Source organism: uncultured Dokdonia sp. (assembly GCF_947496725.1).
Classification (GTDB): Bacteria; Bacteroidota; Bacteroidia; order Flavobacteriales; family Flavobacteriaceae; genus Dokdonia.
This window is the reverse complement of the sequence record NZ_CANMDS010000001.1, coordinates 472,952-492,885: the sequence shown is the minus strand read 5'-3', so window position 1 is coordinate 492,885 and position 19,934 is coordinate 472,952. Positions and strand designations below refer to the sequence as shown.

General features: G+C 36.5%; 17 protein-coding genes. 12 read left to right on the top strand and 5 right to left on the bottom strand.

Translation table 11 applies throughout. The annotated features are described in order from the left end of the window. Positions 1–114: 114 nt before the first annotated feature. Both Q0948_RS02225 and Q0948_RS02220 read right to left on the bottom strand, forming a co-directional pair. A complete protein-coding gene (locus Q0948_RS02225) occupies positions 115–309 on the bottom strand; it encodes a hypothetical protein (RefSeq protein ID WP_298347948.1) in 195 nt (64 codons plus the stop codon). Positions 310–333: 24 nt separating this feature from the next. Then, positions 334–6,387, bottom strand: coding sequence for a M14 family zinc carboxypeptidase (locus Q0948_RS02220; protein ID WP_298347949.1), 6,054 nt, complete (start codon positions 6,385–6,387; stop codon positions 334–336). A 401-nt stretch (positions 6,388–6,788) separates the two neighbouring features. On the opposite strand from Q0948_RS02220, the gene Q0948_RS02215 reads away from it, so the two are divergent. Both Q0948_RS02215 and Q0948_RS02210 read left to right on the top strand, forming a co-directional pair. Then, complete coding sequence (locus tag Q0948_RS02215; RefSeq protein ID WP_298347950.1) at positions 6,789–8,180, top strand: vanadium-dependent haloperoxidase; 1,392 nt, start codon at positions 6,789–6,791, stop codon at positions 8,178–8,180. A 175-nt stretch (positions 8,181–8,355) separates the two neighbouring features. Next, complete coding sequence (locus Q0948_RS02210; protein WP_298347951.1) at positions 8,356–9,204, top strand: universal stress protein; 849 nt, start codon at positions 8,356–8,358, stop codon at positions 9,202–9,204. 66 nt (positions 9,205–9,270) lie between these two features. On the opposite strand, the gene Q0948_RS02205 is transcribed toward Q0948_RS02210, so the two are convergent. Then, positions 9,271–10,029, bottom strand: a complete 759-nt coding sequence (locus Q0948_RS02205) for a patatin-like phospholipase family protein (protein ID WP_298347952.1) — start codon at positions 10,027–10,029, stop codon at positions 9,271–9,273. Between the two features lie 119 nt (positions 10,030–10,148). On the opposite strand from Q0948_RS02205, the gene Q0948_RS02200 reads away from it, so the two are divergent. The 3 genes from Q0948_RS02200 (at position 10,149) to Q0948_RS02190 (ending at position 11,965) form a co-directional block, all read left to right on the top strand. Beyond that, positions 10,149–10,745, top strand: a complete 597-nt coding sequence (locus Q0948_RS02200; RefSeq protein ID WP_298347953.1) for an outer membrane beta-barrel protein — start codon at positions 10,149–10,151, stop codon at positions 10,743–10,745. Positions 10,746–10,817: 72 nt separating this feature from the next. Continuing rightward, complete coding sequence (raiA, locus tag Q0948_RS02195; RefSeq protein WP_298347954.1) at positions 10,818–11,129, top strand: ribosome-associated translation inhibitor RaiA; 312 nt, start codon at positions 10,818–10,820, stop codon at positions 11,127–11,129. Further along, positions 11,129–11,965, top strand: a complete 837-nt coding sequence (locus Q0948_RS02190) for a universal stress protein (protein ID WP_298347955.1) — start codon at positions 11,129–11,131, stop codon at positions 11,963–11,965. Before raiA ends, Q0948_RS02190 begins: the two co-directional genes overlap by 1 nt. 156 nt (positions 11,966–12,121) lie before the next feature. On the opposite strand, the gene Q0948_RS02185 is transcribed toward Q0948_RS02190, so the two are convergent. Together Q0948_RS02185 and Q0948_RS02180 are read right to left on the bottom strand one after the other, a co-directional pair. Continuing rightward, positions 12,122–12,577, bottom strand: coding sequence for a DinB family protein (locus tag Q0948_RS02185; protein ID WP_298347956.1), 456 nt, complete (start codon positions 12,575–12,577; stop codon positions 12,122–12,124). Between the two features lie 86 nt (positions 12,578–12,663). After that, positions 12,664–13,074 (bottom strand): hypothetical protein, encoded by a 411-nt coding sequence (locus Q0948_RS02180; RefSeq protein WP_298347957.1) that lies wholly within the window; start codon positions 13,072–13,074, stop codon positions 12,664–12,666. Between the two features lie 131 nt (positions 13,075–13,205). Between Q0948_RS02180 and Q0948_RS02175 the strand changes: the two genes are divergently transcribed. The 7 genes from Q0948_RS02175 to Q0948_RS02145 all read left to right on the top strand — a co-directional run bounded on the left by Q0948_RS02175 (position 13,206) and on the right by Q0948_RS02145 (position 19,903). Further along, entirely contained in the window at positions 13,206–14,435 is a 1,230-nt protein-coding gene (locus tag Q0948_RS02175) for a PAS domain-containing sensor histidine kinase (protein ID WP_298347958.1), read from the top strand. 4 nt (positions 14,436–14,439) lie between these two features. Then, the gene (locus Q0948_RS02170) at positions 14,440–15,486 is read left to right on the top strand and encodes a response regulator (RefSeq protein WP_298347959.1); all 1,047 of its coding nucleotides are present in this window, start codon (positions 14,440–14,442) and stop codon (positions 15,484–15,486) included. Between the two features lie 73 nt (positions 15,487–15,559). After that, positions 15,560–16,369 (top strand): universal stress protein, encoded by an 810-nt coding sequence (locus Q0948_RS02165; protein ID WP_298347960.1) that lies wholly within the window; start codon positions 15,560–15,562, stop codon positions 16,367–16,369. Between the two features lie 74 nt (positions 16,370–16,443). Next, positions 16,444–17,289 carry a universal stress protein gene (locus Q0948_RS02160; RefSeq protein ID WP_298347961.1) on the top strand — a complete coding sequence of 282 codons (846 nt, stop codon included), beginning with the start codon at positions 16,444–16,446 and terminating at the stop codon, positions 17,287–17,289. A 6-nt stretch (positions 17,290–17,295) separates the two neighbouring features. Then, positions 17,296–18,144 carry a universal stress protein gene (locus tag Q0948_RS02155; protein ID WP_298347962.1) on the top strand — a complete coding sequence of 283 codons (849 nt, stop codon included), beginning with the start codon at positions 17,296–17,298 and terminating at the stop codon, positions 18,142–18,144. A 5-nt stretch (positions 18,145–18,149) separates the two neighbouring features. Then, on the top strand, positions 18,150–18,995 hold the full coding sequence (locus Q0948_RS02150) for a universal stress protein (protein WP_298347963.1): 846 nt from the start codon (positions 18,150–18,152) through the stop codon (positions 18,993–18,995). A 59-nt stretch (positions 18,996–19,054) separates the two neighbouring features. Continuing rightward, positions 19,055–19,903 carry a universal stress protein gene (locus tag Q0948_RS02145; protein WP_298347964.1) on the top strand — a complete coding sequence of 283 codons (849 nt, stop codon included), beginning with the start codon at positions 19,055–19,057 and terminating at the stop codon, positions 19,901–19,903. Positions 19,904–19,934: the final 31 nt, after the last annotated feature.

The window sequence follows — 19,934 nt, the reverse complement described above, 5'->3', positions numbered from 1 at the left end:
CATATATATTCCAGTTAAATTTTACAATTAGAGTGTTTACGCTTTCGCGAAAGCGCAAAAAAAAAGGAGAAGTTACCCTAAGATAACCTCCCCTTTTTCTAATGATAAATAACATTAATCTTTAAACCTTTTCCGTAAGCCTAGGAATGCTCCAGCTACAATACCTACGGTTACAAAACCATCTATAGGTGCAACAGGTGCTTGATCATTTACATCATTTGCAAATGTTATTTGCGAGGAAGCACTTGTTGATATAAAAACTACAAATAAAGTACTTAATATATATTTTTTGAATATTGAATTTTTCATTTTTATAAATTTAAGTTGGTGTTTTTATTGAATTACAATTCTGTGCGATATTGCTACATCTTGACTTGTAATGTTTAGGATATAAACACCTGCTTTTAGGTTATGTAAATTTGTGATGGTAGCTGTCGCTCCGTCAAATAATAGGGGTTGTGCAATAACTTGCTGACCTAAGAGATTTGTAATGGTAACATCTACAGTTAATCCTGCAAGTTTTGTAGCTGTAAGAGATAATATTCCATCTGTTACTGGGTTAGGGTACATTGCAAAATCTATGGTATCATTACCTTCTGTAGATAAAGCTTGAGCTTGATAAACAATTTTAAATCGAGTAGCTTCTATACTTGCATCTATAGTTTGGTCTACAGAAAAAGTTATCGTGTTAAGACCATTCTCTAGCATTGTAAGCTCTCCTGTGTAGGTGTCCTCTAGATAAGGTGTAACTTCATTAAAACCACTTGCCGTAATATCTAATGTATAATTAGATACTCTGTACAAGGCATTATAAAGTTGTACTTCATCATTTTCTGTAGGCATAGCCAGTTTATCTACACTAAGTAGGGTACCTTCTTTTAAGATTCCCATATTTTCGTCGATGTTATAAAACTTTGATACATCTTCACTAGTTAATTCATTACTAAAATTGTTATCATAAAGAATTACAAAGTTATCTTGTAAACCTGCATCTGTACCGTACCTGTCAGTTCTATAAAGTTTTGCGATAAGTTGTGACGAGCTAGCAAATGTGGTTGCGTTATTGTTAAAAACAGCTACATCGTTACCAACAGCCTTATCTGTCTCGTTAAACACAACAGAGGTAGAGTTATCACCTACAGTATTTTCAGTAGCTGTAAAGAATGACTGTCCTGGTTGTATGTAATGGTAGCTTTTTGAAGTAGCACCATTGCTAGAGCCAGTTCCATCTAGTAATACGGTTACATATTGTCCTCTTGCACCAAGTGTGGCGTCCCATACCCATACTTCACTTGCTTTTATGTTATTAGATCCAGCAAGTACATCGTTTACGTTTACAGATGCCTGATACGGATTACCAATAAAGTTAAAAGCACCTGCATTATGGTTTAGCTCTGCTCCAGTAGTTTGTATAGTCGCCGTTGCCAGCGTTCCAGTACTTCTAAGTGTCGTGTTAGAAGGTGTTGCTGCGTTAGTCGTAAGGTCTATGCTTCTGTCACCTCGTACCATAAGTCGTAATGGAGTTCCTGCTGTAAGTGTTGTCGCATCTGTATTTGAAATCGCTTCCCAAGCTTGTGCTCCATTATTAAGAGCAAAGAGTGAAGGATTACCAGAACCTGTAGCGTCAAAACCATTTTCTCCAGTGGTAGAACCTGTTATATGCGTACCATAACCTGGATTAAGATTTACATTATCTGCTGGGTAGGTAATACCTGTGTTGTTACCACCTTCTTGCCAGTTTGTATTAATACTTGTTGTAGAAGTAACAGAACTTGATAGTAATCTAAAGGCTCTTCTTGCTGGTATATAACGTTCTGTTGTAACGTTACCTACAATGCTTCCTCCAGTAATAACATCTACCATAGCCGTGCCATTAACATCACTGCCTAGAGTAAGTAGGTTACTTGTGTTAAGTTGACCATTTGTAAGTGTTAGTAGTGTTGTAAGTTTTAATGGTGCAGATAGTATAGCGCCTGCTGGATTATTTAAGGTAAGTGAACCTAGTTCAAACTCATTACCAAAAATACTTTGAGGGCCTGTACCATTTAGTTCTACAGTTGCATCACTAGCTGTAAGCGTACCGGTATTTATAATATTACCAGTTGTAGATAGAGTAGTAGTACCTAGATCAAGTGTTGCCCCTGGACTTATAGTTACGTTATTTATAAAAGTATTTGCCGTTAAGGATGTGGTTCCAGATAAGACTTGAATATTATGATCTATACTTGATAAGCCACTTGGGTCAAAAGGAGACCAAGTACCTGCGTCATAAATAAAATCATTACTCACACTAATTATAACATTATCTATCGCAATATCACTAGCAAATGAGTCTCCTGTTTCTCCTATGATACGCACTTTAATAATACCTCCTACGTAAGTGTCTAGGTTCACATCTACGGTAGTAAACGGATCTGCATTTGCAGTTTGTTCTTGAGCTCCTGTTCTGGATAACTCTCTAGTCCAAGTTGCTCCGCCATCTTCACTTATATCTATATGTAAATTTCCTATTTCTGCACCAAATCTGTGATAATCAAATGTTAAAGTCGCACTCGCTGGAGTAAGCAAGTTTATACAAGGAGACTCTAATGTTGCGGTCTTGTTATTATCACCACCAGATGCTTCTGTGTAGATATATACACTACCATCAGATGCTTGATCCGGTCCTGTAGTATCTGCAGGGTTTCCTCCAGTATTTGATGGGGTAAGTCCAGATATGCGCGTCCAGTCTATATCTATGGCAGCGTTACTTTCATTTATTTGTGTCCAGTCTCCAAATCCTGTTTCAAAACTTTCGGTATACGGTGTAGCCTCTGTAGGTGTAACTTCCGTTCCGGGACATATAGAGCTTGTAGTAAAGTTTACTATATCACTGTACGGAGAATTTCCACCCGAACAGTTTGTTCTTACTTGCACATCGTAGGTAGTGACACCGGTTAAACCTGTTAGGTCTATAGAGTTTGTTGTGACATTACTTGCTGTCCAGGTAGTTGTTCCGCTTTCGCGAAAGCGTACTCTATATGAACCACTTTCTGCCTGAAACCAGCTTATTGTAGCTGTAGTTTCAAAAATATTACTTGCGATTATATCTATAGGAGCCTCATCATTAACAACTGTTACTGTAGCTGTACAAGTATCTGTATTTCCCTTAAAATCAGTAACCGTAAGTGTGACTGTGTTAGTACCAATATTTGAACAATCAAAAGTGTCAATATCTAAGGCATAGGTCTCAATTCCAATATTATCTGTAGAACCATTCTCAATTTGATTTGCTTGAAGTACAGCTATTCCATCATACCCTAAACCGATAGTAACATCTTGGCATACAGCAGTAGGGCTAGTTGTGTCATTAGGGTCAATTCTCAAATTATCTATAGCAATATCACTAAGGGCACCATTTCCAGTTATGATTCTAAATCTTAATTGAAATACTTGGTTTGTGTATGCATTAAGGTTAACAGAACCGTTTTTCCAATCTGTACCATTTGCACTTTGTGCACCATTTCTTGAGAACACAGTTGTCCAGTTATTACTAGTACTCGGTTTTGCTTCGACAATAAGAGATCCTGTATTTGAACCTCTCATATGATAGTCAAAATCAAATGTACCAGTAAGGCCGCCATTCCAGTCTATACAAGGGCTTGTTATAATCACCTCTGCATTAGCTCCTACACCTATCGTATTATCAGTAGCCTCAACAAAGTAATAGTAAGTGCCTTGTGAGGCAATAGATGGTCCTGTATTATTATCAGGGGTGTTTCCAGAACCTCTTGAAAGGTCACCGTCATCTCCTACGTTTTGAGTCCACGCACCTAGACCTACTTCAAAATCTTCGTGATTAACGGGTGAGGTACCTGCAACACAAGATCTATCATTATCTATACTAAGTATTTTAAATTCATCAAAAGAAAATCCAGCAAATGATGTTGTATAACCATCATCATTGTTTGAAGAGTCACTATCAAACACAAAACGTAGTTGTAAATCTTGAGCTCCAGATAAAAATGTATTTGCAGCTGGGCTTATTTCAATTTCTTCAAGAACCCACTTTTCACCTTTAAATCCTTCAAAAACAGGTTCTAATCCTGGTTGGTTTTCTCTATCTGCAGTTGATTTTGTAGTTCCTCCAGAGCCGCTTGCAGGACTATACCTATTTGAACCAAGAGTGGTTCCTGGTTTTGTGTACTTGCCGCTTAGAGCCATCCATTGCCCTGTATTACCATCTCGACCTTGCAATTGTACGTAGTCAAAACTACGCTCTAAATCCCATTTAGCAAAAAACTGAATAAGAGTAGTTTTAGAAAGGTCTGATATATCGAAACTTTGATTAAGAGCTAGATTTACATTCTTATTATTTGCATAAGGAGGCGTCGCATCAAAGGTTATTCCCCTTGAGTTTTCAAAACCACTTGTAGATGTAGTTACCCACTCTCCTGTTGTTCCAGAGCTTGTCCAGTTATTTAAGCTTGTCGGATTTAAATCTTCTGCAAAGAGAGTTGTGGTTTGATATGTTTTTTGAATAGTTGCTTGATAAATGATATGAGTATCATTACTCAAAGTAACCTCATACTCAATGGTGTCTCCACTTGCTATACTATTGTCTAAAGTGTAAGTCACGGTAACATCAGATTGTTCTTGTTTATTGATGTTTAGAGTAGGTACTGTGCCTATTGAAGTAATATTACTTGATACTGGTGTAACTGTTAAGGTTACAGGGCTGGCTGTCATTCCTAAATACTCGATTCCAAATTTGAGGTCTCCCGTAGTGCTTGTAATATTAGAAGGCGTTTCATCGTGTAGTTGAGCTAGTTTACCTGCATATAAAGCATTTACTAAGTTCATACGTGTTGCTCTAGCTGCAATAGACACAATTTGTGAAGGTAATGGCCAGAAGCCTGTTCCATATTGTGAATCTGCCTCGGCACCAGTAGGATCACCGTTTTCTGGAGCTAGTGCTAGTATGCCCTTACCAGATCCTACAGAGTTACTGTTAAGTGGGTCTGGTGCTCCACCCAGCATCCAGTCGCTCATATCTCCATTTGCAACTGTAAGAATATTTGGTGCTTCACCATATATGTACCTATTAAAGTGTGTTAGGTCGTGGCAAAATTTTACATAATCGTCTTCACGCCCAGAAGATGGAGACCCTGGGTATGCATTGTAAGCGTGTGGTAATAGGTTTGAGGTCGCGTGATGGTTTAATGCTGTCTTGGTCTCGTGATTTGCTGTAAAGGCTCTAACTATTTGAGTTTCTGGTTCAGAAAAAGGCGTTGTTCCTCGGTATACATTTGAAGAAGGCGTGCCACTAGAACCCGCACCATTACCAGTATAAGTAGTATTTGACCCCCAGAAGTATTCATAGTTTCTATTAAGGTCTACACCTCTTGAAGAGTTATTACCTGTATTTGCAGAAGGGTTGAGATTCTTACGTTGTAGACCACCACCATTAGGGTTAGTTTGCTCATTCCATAAGAGACCATCAGGATTTGCTACTGGTACAAAATACATCTCGTGATTATCTACGAGGTTTTTAATATCTGCATCAGACTCATAGTTTTCTAGTACATACCACATATAGTATATGATATTCATCATACTGCTTACCTCACGAGAGTGAGTCATACCACTATAAAAAGATTCTGGCTCATTAGGTTCGTCAGTATTAGGATTGTCAGAAATACGTACGTAGTAAATAGTTTGGGGTTCCCAAGTATCGTATTGCCCACCATTAGTAAACTGGTTACCGTGAGTTTTTATAGGTGTTCCTGAGCCATCTTCGGCAAGTGAAGCATCTTTACGTACCGATATGAGGTGTGGGTATAGTTGTCTCATTCTATCAAGTTCGGCAAGCATCTCAGTATAAGTAAGACATCCATTCATAGAGCCTAACTCAAAATTTTGGGGCGTTTGCCAGTTTACTTCAGATTCTCCTTCGTATTGTATAATATTTGAGATAGAAGTTTCTACCGTGCTTACAGAACGGGATACATCTCCAGAGGCACCTTGGACTTTTAAAAGTTCAAGCTCCTGCATAGCCTTAGGAAGATCTACATCATTAAGTTCTTGATAGTAGGCTCTTGTATCTTCTATGATCGTAGTAAATGGAACGCCTTGGCTTTCAATTTCGGCAACCTCAGTATCAGAAAGTTCTAAAAAAAGATCTGTACCTATAAAGCTTGCACCACATTTTAAATCAATACCGGTGGTTGCTATATTTTGTAATTGCGTATGAGAGGGGTTTATAATTTTAATACGCTTACCATTATGCTCAAGAGCACTATGATTGTGAGATTCAGTAGGTGAATGAACTTCTTGGGCTTTACTGTAAGTAGTTGTAATTATGAGTAAAGAAAAAAGGGTTAAAACCTTGAGGTAGGTTTGTTTCATAATTTAAGTAGGTTTAGTTTTTAATTTGGGTTGTTTAAAATCTTGGGGATTTTAGACGCGTAAAACTAGACAAATATCTTAATGCACCCTTAATATAAATGTTAAAATTGTGTATTTCACAGATGCTTTAGTGTATTTCATCGATAAAACGGATTGTTTTTTTTCCTTCTGGACACTTCTTAATTTTAAAGTTAATTAGGTTCTAACTGTTTGGTATAGAGTGGTTTGTTTAGGGTGGTTCTCATAGAGTGTTAAATGTTTTTTTATAAAACAAAATGTCTCTCTGATTTTTAAATAAAAATAGATTTAAGTCTATATTTACCCGTATTTTAAGTTGAATTCTAGGTATAATTCAACTTTTTAGAATTAAAATAGAGCTAATAGAGTAATAAATAGAGGGAATGAAACTTAGAATTTTTAGTGCTGTGGTAGTTATTTTATTAGCGTTACAATCTTGTTCTGATGAGGAGGTAATATTGCCAGAGGTACTAGAACCTTCAGACATTATTTTCAATCAAATTACAGTAAGTAATCCTACTACACAGCTTGTTTCAGATTGGACTAACCTTTGGCTAGAGATAGATCAGTATGCGTACGGTATGCGACCTACAGCCACCTCAAGAGCACTCGCATATATACATCTTGCAGGGTATGAGACGGCAGTCTTTAGTATGGAGGGTTATATGTCAAATGCAGATAACCTAAGTGGTCTCACTATAAACAACTCAGAAAGAGCTAGTAATATATCTCTCAATCTTGCACTCAATACGTGTTACGGTCTCGTTTTTGACCATTTTATGTATAATGTACAAGCAGATTATGATGTTAAAATTACTCAATATAGGGATGCCCAAGAAGCACAGCTAGGAGAAGGTCTTAATGCAGAGACCATTGCAAATTCAAAAAGCTGGGGAGCCTATGTGGCGCAACAAGTTATTGCATATAGCGAGACAGATGCAGCTGCCGAAGCTCAAATAACAGACCCGCAGCCATTTAGTTATGAGCCTCCAGTAGGAGAAGGCTACTGGACCTATAGTGCAGATGAGGAGAGAGCTTGGTTTCCATACTGGGAGCAAGCAAGAACTTTTATAATTTCTCCAGAAGAGACTACTACCGTTGCACCACCTATAGCATATAGTACAGAAGTAGGGAGCGATTTTTATACTCAAATGATGGAAGTATACACTACTAATAATGCAGCTAGAGAAGAGAATAATGAGAACCTCTGGATTGCAGAGTTTTGGTCTGATGATGTAGAGGGACTTATGACCAGCCCTCCAGGTCATCAAGTCTCTATTGCAAACCAAATCATAGGGCAGTATGATACAAGTCCCACGGCGTCTCTCGTATTATTACTCAAATTAGGATTCTCACTTAATGATGCTGCAGTATCTACTTGGGCAGATAAGTATGAGTATATGGTTATGCGACCTAGTGTCTATATACAAGAACATATAGATCCCTCTTATGAAACTAACCTTTATAGATTTATAAACTGGCCTAATCCGTCATTTCCTGGGTATCCATCGGGGCACTCTGCTTTTGCTTCGGCGGCAGCGGGTGTATTTATTGATGCGTTTGGGAACAATATTAATTTTACAGATAGAACCCACGAGGGAAGAACAGCCTTTAGAGGAGCACCTAGAGAGTTTACATCCTTTACAGATATGGCACAAGAAAATGGATATTCTAGAATTCCGCTAGGTGTGCATATTGAGATGGATTGTACAGAGGGACTACGACTAGGGTATGAAATTTCAGATGCGATAAATGCATATGACTTGACTAACTAGTTGTATAGCTGTTGTTATAAAAAGATGTCTGAGTACGCTTTCGCGAAAGCAAACTTAGCTCAAAAGTTTCTTGTCAAAAAAAGTTGAGATAAAATTACATAGCTCACAAAGGCTGACATATGTCATAGTTATAGCAAATAAAACCTATTAGTTTTAGGTAACTAAAATAGGTGCTATGAAAAATATCCTCCTCCTTACAGATTTTACAGCCAAGTCTGAAAATGCACATCAATATGCCTTTAAGTATTTTAAAGGTCAAGAGTGCACCTTTCATTTATTAAGTATTCAGAAAGCTTGGGACTTTACTATGGATGACCTTATGGTTGCCAGCTCAAAAAGTAGTGTAGATAATGCCTTACTAGAAGATAATCGCAGTGACCTAGCATCGCTCATAATAAAATACACTAGTATTTATAGCAACGGGACGTACACCTTTAAGAGTCACGTAGATTATGACATCTTTACAGATGCTATTTCTCAAGCCGTGCTAAATTATAAGATAGATGTCGTGGTATGTGGTACAGATGGTAATACGGGCGTTATGGAAGCAATTTTTAGCTCACACACCTTACGTGTGATACATACATCAGACTGCTCTGTGCTTGTCGTGCCAGAACATTATACTTATGAAGTACCTAAGCGAGTTCAATACCTCCTAGACTATGATGACTCTTTTGACACTTGTGGTAAGGATCTATTTGATGAGCTTATACTAAAGTATAAACCTAAGGTAAGCGTGCTTAGATTAACCTTTGCTTTAGAGATGCACCCCATAGAGTGTGATGCAGAAGAGGAGGAAATAAAGAGTTTATATCCTCGCGTACCGCTAGATTATCACATACTCTCGACAGAGCAACCTATAAATGAGATTGATGAATTTGTAGAAAAAAATGACGTGCAGATGCAAGTGATTTCTGTAAAAAAGCAAACCTTTTTAGAACGTGTTTTTTCAAACTCGCACTTAAGTGACATTGTAAATTCCTCTAGTTTACCAGTGTTTATTTTACGAGACTGTGAGAAGTAGTAGATGGATAAATTATGCTTTCGCGAAAGCGTAATAACAACCATTAAGCCCTTAAGAGTGGTCTTATTATAATTTGTAATGCTTCTCAAGCTCCTTGCAAGCAGACTCATAACCTATTTGAAAAATACGCTCAACATTGCGCATACTAAAAGTGCCAAACTTAGAGAGCTCATCTGGGCAAACAAGGATATCACACATAGTAAATTTATTCTTAATACGATGGTGTAAATTAATCTCATAAGCTCTATTAAGAACTTGGTAAGAATGTTTTAAGGAAGTGATATTTATAGCACTGAGAGGGTTTACATAACTACCTATAATACGGTTGCAATTATTTATTAAAGGCTCCACGGGAAAATCATCTATCACCCCGCCGTCAAAGTATAGAGTCCCATCTATATCTATAGGAGTAAACACTCCAGGAAAAGATGCCGATGCAATAATAGGTTTAATGAGGCTACCACTATTAAAAATATGTTGCTCACCACTCACAACGGTGGTTGCTGTTATGGATAATGGGAGCTTTAAAGCCTCAAAACGATCATCTGGAAAAAATGCAGCTAGATCATTTGCAAATTTTAAGGAATCTAGTATTCCGGGTTTACTGCGAGCATATCTACTTAGTTTAAAAATAGATGTGTTTCTAAAAAAGTTTAAAATTGTCTCCCAGTCATAACCTGCAGCATAAAGTCCGCCTACAATGGCGCCAGCACTTGTGCCCGTAACATAAGAAGGTTTGATGTTATATTCATCTAGAGCCTTGAGTAATCCTACGTGAGCAACTCCTTTTATACCGCCTCCAGATAGTGCAAGTCCTATTTTCATAACATATGGGATTGAGTATGCAAGATAGTAGATTATGGTTAAAATTATAAGGCCAGTGGAGGGATCTTGATTATGATAAATATCATTTGCTTATTAAGCGACACCATATAGATTTGAGTATGAAAATATCACGCCATCGTCTCGTTATAAAAATTGGTTTTTTGATACTGTGTAGTCTTACTGTATTAAAAACCTATGGGCAACAATATAATGTAGAGTTACGTCCTACACTTCATTTTCCTACACGCACAGTACTAGATCAAAACTTACGTATAGGTAATGGTATAGAACTCGCTGGTGTCTATAATGTAAGTAATCGTACAGATGTATATGCAGGTGTATTATGGAATCGTTTTGATACCGATGAGTCTCGCAATGAAGAAGATATAGAATATACTCAAAAGGGGGTTGTCTTAGGTGCACTTTTCAATTTTAAAATTATAGAGAAGCAGAAGCATTTGTTTTATGTAAGGACAGGATTAACCTACTCAAATGTTGCTTCTAGTAGCGTTATTGAAACTGCAAATTTCGAGTCAAAAAATGCCATAGGTACGCAAGTAGGTTTAGGTATGAGTATAAAGAGTCTGGGGCATTGGTCCATACTACCAGAGTTAAGATACAGTAGTTCTTCTCACCGCATAGATGTTACCTCTGGAAATGACTTATTATCGTTTAATACAATCGCCATTACAGTAGCTATAAGAAGATCATTGTAGCTGATATATATCATATTATACCTTATAAATGAGCCGTACTTTTAACTCATAATCTTTTAAAAATAAGTAAATATGGATGTACAGATAGCATATGTTAAGATAGATAGCAGTGAAGCACTCACGACATATATAGAAGATAAACTAGTCAAACTTTTTAAGAGGTATGACTGGCTCATAAAGGCAAATGTTTTTATCAAAAAAGAAACTGGGCAAACACACCATAACGCTATCTGTGAGATAGAGCTTAGTCTACCTGGCCCAACCATATTTGCTCAATCACAAGAGAAAAATTTTGAGATGGCTGTAAAGGAAACCATTTCAGATCTGGATGTGCAGCTCAAAAAACGCAAAGCACAATTTACTAACCAAAAAATAAGCTCATAATGAAAAAGATTTTAGTTCCCGTTGATTTTTCAACACAGTCAGAAAATGCACTTGAGACGGCTTCCGCTTTCGCGAAAGCGTACAATGCAGAGATTTTAGTTCTTCATATGATGGGCCTATCTGATGCGGTACTCACTCACAGTGAAGGTGATAATATTGCTCAAGGAGTGTACCATATGAAACTAGCCGAAAAGCAGTTTCAAACCTTTCTTGATAAACCTTATATGGAGGGGGTAAAGGTCACAGAGGTTGTTCAAAATTATAAGATTTTTGAAGAAGTAAATAAACTTGCAAAAGAGCAGGAGATAGATCTCATCATTATGGGTTCACACGGAGCAAAGGGATTGCGAGAAGAGTTTGTAGGATCAAACACAGAAAAAGTAGTAAGAAGCTCAGAAATACCTGTGCTGGTAATAAAAGATAGAGCAGGGGAGTACATACCACAAAATATAGTGTTTGCTTGCGATTTTAAAACAGAAAATGTGACAGCATATAGAGAAGCTATCCCATTATTTGAAAAGCTAGGAGCAAGGGTACACCTGGTATATGTAAATCTACCTGCAGATCGTTTTAGAAGCTCTAAAGAGATAGAAGAAGATATGACATCTTTTATGCGTCTAGCAGAGTTCGGTAAACCGTTACATCAAGAAGACCTTGTTATTATTAATGGTTATACTATTGAGAGTGGGCTTTATGAATATGCTCAAAAGGTTAATGCAGATGCACTTGCAATGCCTACCCACGGTCGTAAGGGCTTGTCGCACTTTTTTAGAGGTAGCGTTGCAGAGGCGTTAGTTAATCACTCTAAAATGCCAGTGTTTACGTTTAAAATGTAATTGTAAATTATCTATTCAAACAAAAAGGAAGGCTCTCAATCGAGAGCCTTTTTAGATTTTGATATAATTAATAGCTCTATGCTCAATAGGGAGCTATATTGACCATTTAAGTAAAAGTGTCTTAAGGTTTCTAATTGTAATTAATTCTTTGTGTAATTAGATTCCATATTTCTTAATGATACCTATTTGCCCGGCGTGATAAGCCGTATGAGATACAATGCGACCCAGTGCTTCTGCCTTTGTTTTGATACCAAACTCAGTAGTTTCAATCTCTGCCTCCCAGTCTTCTTCGGTTTGAGATTCTATAATAGCACCAAGATCATACCTTGCTTGTGCTAGTAAATTTGTGATACTTTCAAGGTTTGTCCACTCACCTGTGTCACGTTTTGCAATAACTGTTTTTGCAATAATTTTTATGCTACTTGCACCAAAAACGTTTTTTGCAAACAGCAGTTCTACCTCTGCTATATGGCGCAATAAAAAACCAATAGAATTTTTTGAGGGAGCTAAGGTCTTTGTAAGATCTTCTGGGGTTATATAATTTATTTTTTCTTCAAGTCTCGAGCGAGCTTCCAGCCATAACTCATATAGGAGTTGTGTTTTTGTATCCATAGCAAGATTTATTTTTATTTTGATAACGCTTTCGCGAAAGCGTGTAAACTCATTTGGTAAGAATTAGAAAAAAAATCTATTTAACTTCAAGCAGCCTCACTAAGAACTAGTTCTAACTTACCTAGCATTATGAGTTCTGATTTATTTAGACCAGAAAATGCACGCCCTATGGTCCAAGCTGTTTGTAAAATGATATTTTTAATCTCAATGGTAAAAAAATGAGGATGCTCATTTTTATAATCTAGAAAGTCACTGAACATTTTTTGAGGGTCTTCATTAAAAGCTTCGACTCCTTCAAATACAATCTCGATGAGATATGCCGCATCTGCCCCAAAAGCATCTTGTAAATCATCTATTTCTAACCAGTAATTTAAAACGCAATATTGCAACCTAGAAAACTCTTCATCTCGTACAACCTTATCTGCTGCAGCGATGGCATAAAAAAGTTTGCCTAGGTTATGATAGAAAGTAACATCTTTATTATTAGTAATTTCCATAGTGTTAGTTTTAAATGTTAAAAATACTTTTGACATTAATTTTTAACTATGATATATGTCATTTACAAAGACTTTTATGAAGTATTTAAATAGGGAATAGGTGATTGCTGTAATAGTTGTATTTTTAGTTTATGAAATTTTTAGAAGAGAGTATAGAAGAGGCATTTTTTATTCTATTTGAAGGTGCTTCAGAGGGAATTGTGGTTGTAGATTCTTCCCAGATTATAGTCGCTACAAATGAGTCTGCTAGAACTATTTTTGGGTATGAGTCAAATGAGCTAGAAGGTAGCAAGCTTGAGACTCTTATACCTATGCGTTATCACGGTTCTCACGGTGGTCATTTTAAAAAATTTATGGACCATAGTGACAAGCGCGAGATGGGTACTGGGAGAGACTTATACGGCTTGCGTAAAGATGGATCACAAATCCCTGTAGAGGCTGGACTCAATCCATTTGTACTACACGATAAGCAATATGTGATGGCTCTGGTTACAGATATTACAGTACGTAAATCACAAGAGGCGCAAATCTTAAACCTTAATAGCACCCTAGAAGAAAAAATTTCTGCAAGAACAGAATCTCTTAGAGAAGCGGTAAATAAGCTTAAAGATGAGGTGCAACTGCGAGTAGAAGCAGAGAATAATGCAAAAGAAGCACTTCAAAAAGAGAAAGAGCTTAATGAGCTTAAGACTAAGTTTTTATCGCTAGTGTCTCACGAGTTCAAAACCCCTATAAGCGGTATACTTACCTCTGCCACACTAGCTGGAAAATATACAAGAGAAGACCAGCAAGACAAGAGAGAAAAACATCTCAATATTATAAAGAGTAAGGTTAAATATCTTAATACTATAATTGATGATTTCTTATCTGTAGAGCGATTAGATACTGGTAAAACTAACTATAAGTTTACAGAAGTTTACTTAAGTAAAGTGCTAAGCGAGGTGATTTATGATGCAAATATGCACCTTAAAGATGGACAGCAAATACATTACCCAAAAGAGGCAGATGATATTGTGATTGAGTTTGATGAAAAAATACTAGAACTTGCTCTTACAAATCTGGTCCATAATGCTGTAAAATATTCTGGAGAAAACACAAACGTCTATATAGATATACAACAGGACGAAAAGCAACTTTTTATAACTATAAGAGATCAAGGAATAGGAATACCAGAGCACGAACAAAAGTTTATATTCAACCGTTATTTTAGAGCAGAAAATGCATTACTTAATGCGGGTACAGGTATAGGGCTTAATATTGTAAAAAGCCATATAGAAAACCTGGGAGGTAGCCTTACCTTTAAAAGTATTTTAAATCAAGGTTCTACCTTTACCATTATGATACCTACCACTCAAAACTGATTTTATGAAAAGAGTACTTATTATAGAAGATGATGCCGCTTTACGCGAAAACACAGCAGAGCTGCTTGAGTTATCAAATTATGATGTAACAGCTGCGCCCAATGGCCGTGTGGGTATTGAGTATGCAAAGTCATCACCACCAGATGTGATTGTCTGTGATATTATGATGCCAGAGGTAGATGGTTATGGCGTGTTAGAGGCACTCTCTAGTGATACTACTACAAGCCACATTCCATTCATATTTCTCTCTGCCAAAACTGAGCACAAGGAAATAAGAAAAGGAATGGATATGGGTGCAGATGATTATCTCACCAAACCTTTTGAGGAGGAAGAATTAATAAGCGCTATAGAGAGCCGTATAGCAAAAGCTACTATACTTAATGCAAAAACTAAGGAGCAATCTCAAACTGCAAATGATGAGTCACTGAGAAGTCTTAATGAGCTCAAGAATTTTTTTGATGATGAGGGTGAGGAGTTTACATTTAAGAAGGGTGAAGAAATCTATAAAGAAGGGGGACATTCTAATATGGTATACCTCATACTCAAGGGCATAGTAAAGACCCATAAAATGGATGAGAGTGGTAAAGAACTTATTACGGCTCTCTTTAAGGCAGATGATTTTTTAGGCTTTACTTCATTTTTAGATAACCTTGCATATCAAGAGTCTGCCACAGCAATGGAGGAAGTGACAGTAGTAGGAGTGAGTAAAAAAGAGCTCAAAGCCATTCTAGAAAAAAGTAAAAATGTCTCATTAGAGCTTATGGAGCTCCTCACAGATAATCTTGCAGATATTAAAGACCAGCTTTTACAAATGGCATATAGCTCTGTGCGCAAAAAAACGGCTCAAACTATTTTACAGTTCGCAGAAATTCTTAATAAAACGCCACAAGAAGGGATAAAAATAGCGAGAAATGATCTCGCAAGTGTTGCAGGTATTGCTACAGAGAGTTTAATAAGAACGCTGTCTGGATTTAAAAAAGACGGACTCATAGCCATAGAGGGGCGTAATATCAGGCTACTTGATGTAGATGGCTTACAGAGTGTAGAGTAATTTATTCTAAAACTGATTTTTATCATTCTTTAACCACTTTTCATAAAATACATTTGTCCCACTCAATGTATTTATGATGAAGCATATTCTTATTCCTGTTGATTTTTCTGAGCAATCTTGGCAAGCTGCCCTGTGCGCGCTCAATCTATATAAAAATGCGGGAGTACATTTTTATTTGTTTTTTTCTGAAGAGCACGATCATTGTACAGATGATGGTGATGTGATTACTCAAACACCATTAGTAAGACTTTCATCTTGGGTAAAAAAGTTAGAAAAAAAAATAGCTAGTGGTCAAACAATGTTACCTCTCAAATGGGAAGGTGAGTTTATAGCTGGTGTACGATCTGCCGTGTCAGAAAATCAAATAGATCTTATTGTAATGAGCACAAGGTATCCTAATATATTTTGTGAGGAGTTGAGTGATAGTCACGTGCGCCACATTATAGCGAGAGTAAAATGTCCGGTACTTATCGTGCCTAGAGACTTTAACTGTATAACTCCCCAGCAAGTTGTCTTACTCACAGACTATAATTTTAAGCACCGTACAGAGGCTACAAATCGTATAACAGAGTTTGTAAATCGCACCAGAGCTCACCTCAATGTACTTCAATTATCAAAAAAAGGAAATGCCCTTACAACGGCACAACAGGCTAATAAGTCTATACTTAAAGGAGCACTAGATAGCATACAGCATAGTTTTCACTTTGTGATTCAAAAAACTATGGATGAGGCATTACAGTTTTTTATAGATGTACAGCAGGTAGATATGGTAATATTATTTGCAAAAAATATAAACCTATCAGAAAATATACTTTTCTCTCCCTCACTACAAACAGAAAAGGACTATCATAAAAATATTCCCTTTCTCATCGTACACGAATAGATCTGTGAGGTGACATAAATCATAGTTTAAGGCTAGTAAAGCGCATAGATTTGAGTATCAAAAAAGGATACGTTATGCGAGTAATTATAGTACCAACAGATTTTTCAGAAAATGCTTTTAATGCACTTACCTGTGCGATGGAATACTTTAAGTATGAGAGGAGCAAGTTTGTTTTATTACATACGTATGCAGATGAGGTGTATGAAAATAAAGAGGTAATCTCTCGAGACATACTTGATGAGTATAAAGAGATTAAACGCAAAGAAAGCGAGGTAAAACTGAGCACTACCGTTGAAAATGCACGCCAAGTATCTCCAAACCCAAAGCACACCTTTGAGACTCTCGCACTTTTTGGGACGCTGCTAGATGAGGTTAATATACTGGTTAATAAAGAAAATGCAGACCTCGTTGTTATGGGTACACAGGGTAAAACTGCAGACAGAAACATCACCTACGGCAGTAATACATTACAAGTAATACGATATGTAAAGTGTCCGGTTTTAGGAATTCCACTTGATTATAAGCACCAGAGACCAGATCGTATATTATTCCCTTCGGCACTTATGATTCCTTATAAAAATAGAGAGCTCAAACTTGTGAGTTGCCTAGCACGTAGTTTCAGGTCAACGGTAGATTTACTTTATATTTCAAACTATGATAGACTCTCCTTACGACAAGAAGATGTAAAAACGTTGTGGGAATACCGCTTTCGCGAAAGCGTAATAAACTACACTAGAAAAGACGAGGGCAATGTAGCTTCTATTATAAACGAATACATTAAAGACCAAGGTGTAAACCTACTGGTTATGGTAAACTCAAAGCATACGTATATGGAAACCTTACTTCATACATCTGCTATAGATACAGTGGGGCTTAATACCAAAATACCCTTCCTTATTTTACAAAATTTACCTAGATAAAACGTTATGAAACATATCTTACTACCTACCGACTTTTCTGACACGTCATATGAAGCAATAACGTATGCGGTTCAATTATTTATTAATGAAGAGTGTACATTTTATGTGCTTAACACATATACACCTGTAGCTTTATATACCACTACAATTTATGAGCACCAGTCATCACTTAATGTAGATATAGGTGAGATGTATAAAAATAGCTCTGAGAGTAATCTAACTCAGATTATAGAAAAAGTAACAGATGCATATCCTAATAAATTGCACACTTTTGAGGCTATCTCTAGTTATAATATCCTCAGTCAAGAAATAGCACATCTGGTAGAGAGTCATCATATTGACTGTATAATTATGGGTACAAAAGGCGCTTCTGGTCTTAAAGAAGTATTTATAGGCTCACAAACTATGCAGGTTATAAAAAGTGCTACTGTACCCGTTATAGGTGTGCCTTCGGGGTATAACTATACCCAACTTAAAGACATACTCTTTGCTACAGATTACAGGTCTGGAGTTACACAACCAGGTCTCAAATTACTAGAAGAAATCTGTCGTACACATATATCTCGTTTAATATTTCTTAATGCATATTATGGAGTTGAGTTAGATACTGAACAATTAAGTAATAAAACGGCGTTAGATACCTATTTTGAAAGAGATGCTCATATCAATGAGATGGCAAATGGTATGGATGTGCTGGAGGCTATAGATGATTTTCAATCTAGGCATAAAGTAGATTTACTAGCGCTGGTACATAACAAATATAACTTTTTTGAAAACTTATTATTTACTCCTTTAGTAAGTAAGATTGTGCACCATACTACAACACCATTTATGATACTTCCACCTCAGAAATAACAGTTATGATACGAGTTTTAATTCCTACAGATTTTAGTGTAAATAGTCTCAATGCATTGACCTATGCACATATGCTTTTTCAAGAAGAGCCCGTAACTTTTACATTATTGCACGCTTATGAACCTACTGCGCTACAAATATTAGGACACCAGACCCCTGTAAGGCTAGCATCTTTATATCATAGTCTTAAAGTAAAAGCTATAGATGAGCTTGAGTCGCTTAAAGAAGAGATATTAATTAAAAATGAAATAGCACATCACAGCTATGAGGTAGTGGCATATGGTGGTCATCTCAATGATGCAATTAAGAGTATGAGTGATCAAAAAAATGATTACATCGTTATGGGCAGTAAAGGCGCAACAGGGCTTAAGGAGATATTTATAGGGACAATAACTCACAGTGTGATAAGTCATCGCCATAACATACCATTGCTTATTGTGCCAGAGAAGGCAACATTTGTCATTCCTAAAAGTATAGGCTTTGCGACAGATTTTGAAAAACCGTATCACAAAGAAGAGTTTGAGCCTTTATTATTACTCACTCGATTATGGCAGGCTACTATAAGAATGGTTGAGGTTTATGAAGAACATAATCTTAATCAAAAGCAGAAAGAACATATACAAGATCTTGAGTCCTTATTACAGGAAATGAAATATCGTTTTCACGTAATTCCAAAGTTTTCAACGCTCGAAAACTGCATTCATATTTTTGATGAAGAATTGGAAATAGACTTACTTGTAATGATAGAATACCCAAAATCATTTTTTGAAGAGGTAATGAGAGAGCCTGTTATTAAAAAAATGTCCTTTCATACCTCTCTACCTTTTTTAGTGCTTCCTGCTCATAGCTGACTAATGTCATAGAATGGGTAGATATATGCACGTAGTTTTAACTCATAAAACAAAAAAGGATGGCACATATACTAGTACCCACAGACTTTTCAGATAATGCGTATAATGCACTATACTATGCAACTCGATTATATCCTAATGAGAAGTGCGAGATTACTTTAATACACACTTTTGAAGACCAATTTTCTTCATCTACAAGTCGGGTTGATATAGGCCGTAATGAAAAGCTCTATGAAGATTTAGAACGCAATGCCCTGCAAAAATTATCTGCCGTAAAAAAGAAGATAGAAGAGGATAGTGAGTCATTAAACATCGATGTAGCTATTGTTACAAGCGCCCAGCCATTACATAAAATGGTAAATCGTATAATAGCAGATAGAAATATTGATTTTGTAGCGATGGGTACAAAAGGAGCTTCTGGATTAAAAGAAGTTTTTGTGGGCACGCAAGCTGTAAAGCTCATTAATAATGTAAAACCTATTCCATTGTTTTTAGTGCCCGCAGGCGCTCAACAAGGCTTGCCTTCAAATATTGCTTATGCCACAGATCTTAAGATAGACTATGCACAATATCCTCTAGAAATTGTAAAAGAGGTAATGCGAGCTCATAAGGCAAAACTACATATCACGCACATTTATAATCAAATAAGTCCAGGTAACACGGTAGAGAATAATTACAGAAAACTTAAAGATAAACTGGCAGATGTAGAGTATAATACACACTGGTTATCTAGTGAGACTGGTATGGAGACTGCCGTTACAATCTTTGTCTCAGAGCATAAAATTGATTTACTAGTTTTAATGTTCCATAAAAGTGGGTTCCTCAAAAAGATTTTTAAAAAATCATTTGTAGAAACAAGCTGCTTTCATACCCATATACCACTCCTTGTATTACCTGAAAGCTACTAGTCTTTATCATAGTTATTCCAGTTTTGTTAAG

Coding starts and splice junctions, on each gene's coding strand:
- Q0948_RS02185 (WP_298347956.1), bottom strand. CDS start 12,577: ATGGATACAAAAACACAACTCCTATATGAGTTATGGCTGGAAGCTCGC.
- Q0948_RS02180 (WP_298347957.1), bottom strand. CDS start 13,074: ATGGAAATTACTAATAATAAAGATGTTACTTTCTATCATAACCTAGGC.
- Q0948_RS02165 (WP_298347960.1), top strand. CDS start 15,560: ATGATGAAGCATATTCTTATTCCTGTTGATTTTTCTGAGCAATCTTGG.
- Q0948_RS02225 (WP_298347948.1), bottom strand. CDS start 309: ATGAAAAATTCAATATTCAAAAAATATATATTAAGTACTTTATTTGTA.
- Q0948_RS02175 (WP_298347958.1), top strand. CDS start 13,206: ATGAAATTTTTAGAAGAGAGTATAGAAGAGGCATTTTTTATTCTATTT.
- Q0948_RS02215 (WP_298347950.1), top strand. CDS start 6,789: ATGAAACTTAGAATTTTTAGTGCTGTGGTAGTTATTTTATTAGCGTTA.
- Q0948_RS02150 (WP_298347963.1), top strand. CDS start 18,150: ATGATACGAGTTTTAATTCCTACAGATTTTAGTGTAAATAGTCTCAAT.
- Q0948_RS02210 (WP_298347951.1), top strand. CDS start 8,356: ATGAAAAATATCCTCCTCCTTACAGATTTTACAGCCAAGTCTGAAAAT.
- raiA (WP_298347954.1), top strand. CDS start 10,818: ATGGATGTACAGATAGCATATGTTAAGATAGATAGCAGTGAAGCACTC.
- Q0948_RS02155 (WP_298347962.1), top strand. CDS start 17,296: ATGAAACATATCTTACTACCTACCGACTTTTCTGACACGTCATATGAA.
- Q0948_RS02145 (WP_298347964.1), top strand. CDS start 19,055: ATGGCACATATACTAGTACCCACAGACTTTTCAGATAATGCGTATAAT.
- Q0948_RS02190 (WP_298347955.1), top strand. CDS start 11,129: ATGAAAAAGATTTTAGTTCCCGTTGATTTTTCAACACAGTCAGAAAAT.
- Q0948_RS02160 (WP_298347961.1), top strand. CDS start 16,444: ATGCGAGTAATTATAGTACCAACAGATTTTTCAGAAAATGCTTTTAAT.
- Q0948_RS02220 (WP_298347949.1), bottom strand. CDS start 6,387: ATGAAACAAACCTACCTCAAGGTTTTAACCCTTTTTTCTTTACTCATA.
- Q0948_RS02205 (WP_298347952.1), bottom strand. CDS start 10,029: ATGAAAATAGGACTTGCACTATCTGGAGGCGGTATAAAAGGAGTTGCT.
- Q0948_RS02200 (WP_298347953.1), top strand. CDS start 10,149: ATGAAAATATCACGCCATCGTCTCGTTATAAAAATTGGTTTTTTGATA.
- Q0948_RS02170 (WP_298347959.1), top strand. CDS start 14,440: ATGAAAAGAGTACTTATTATAGAAGATGATGCCGCTTTACGCGAAAAC.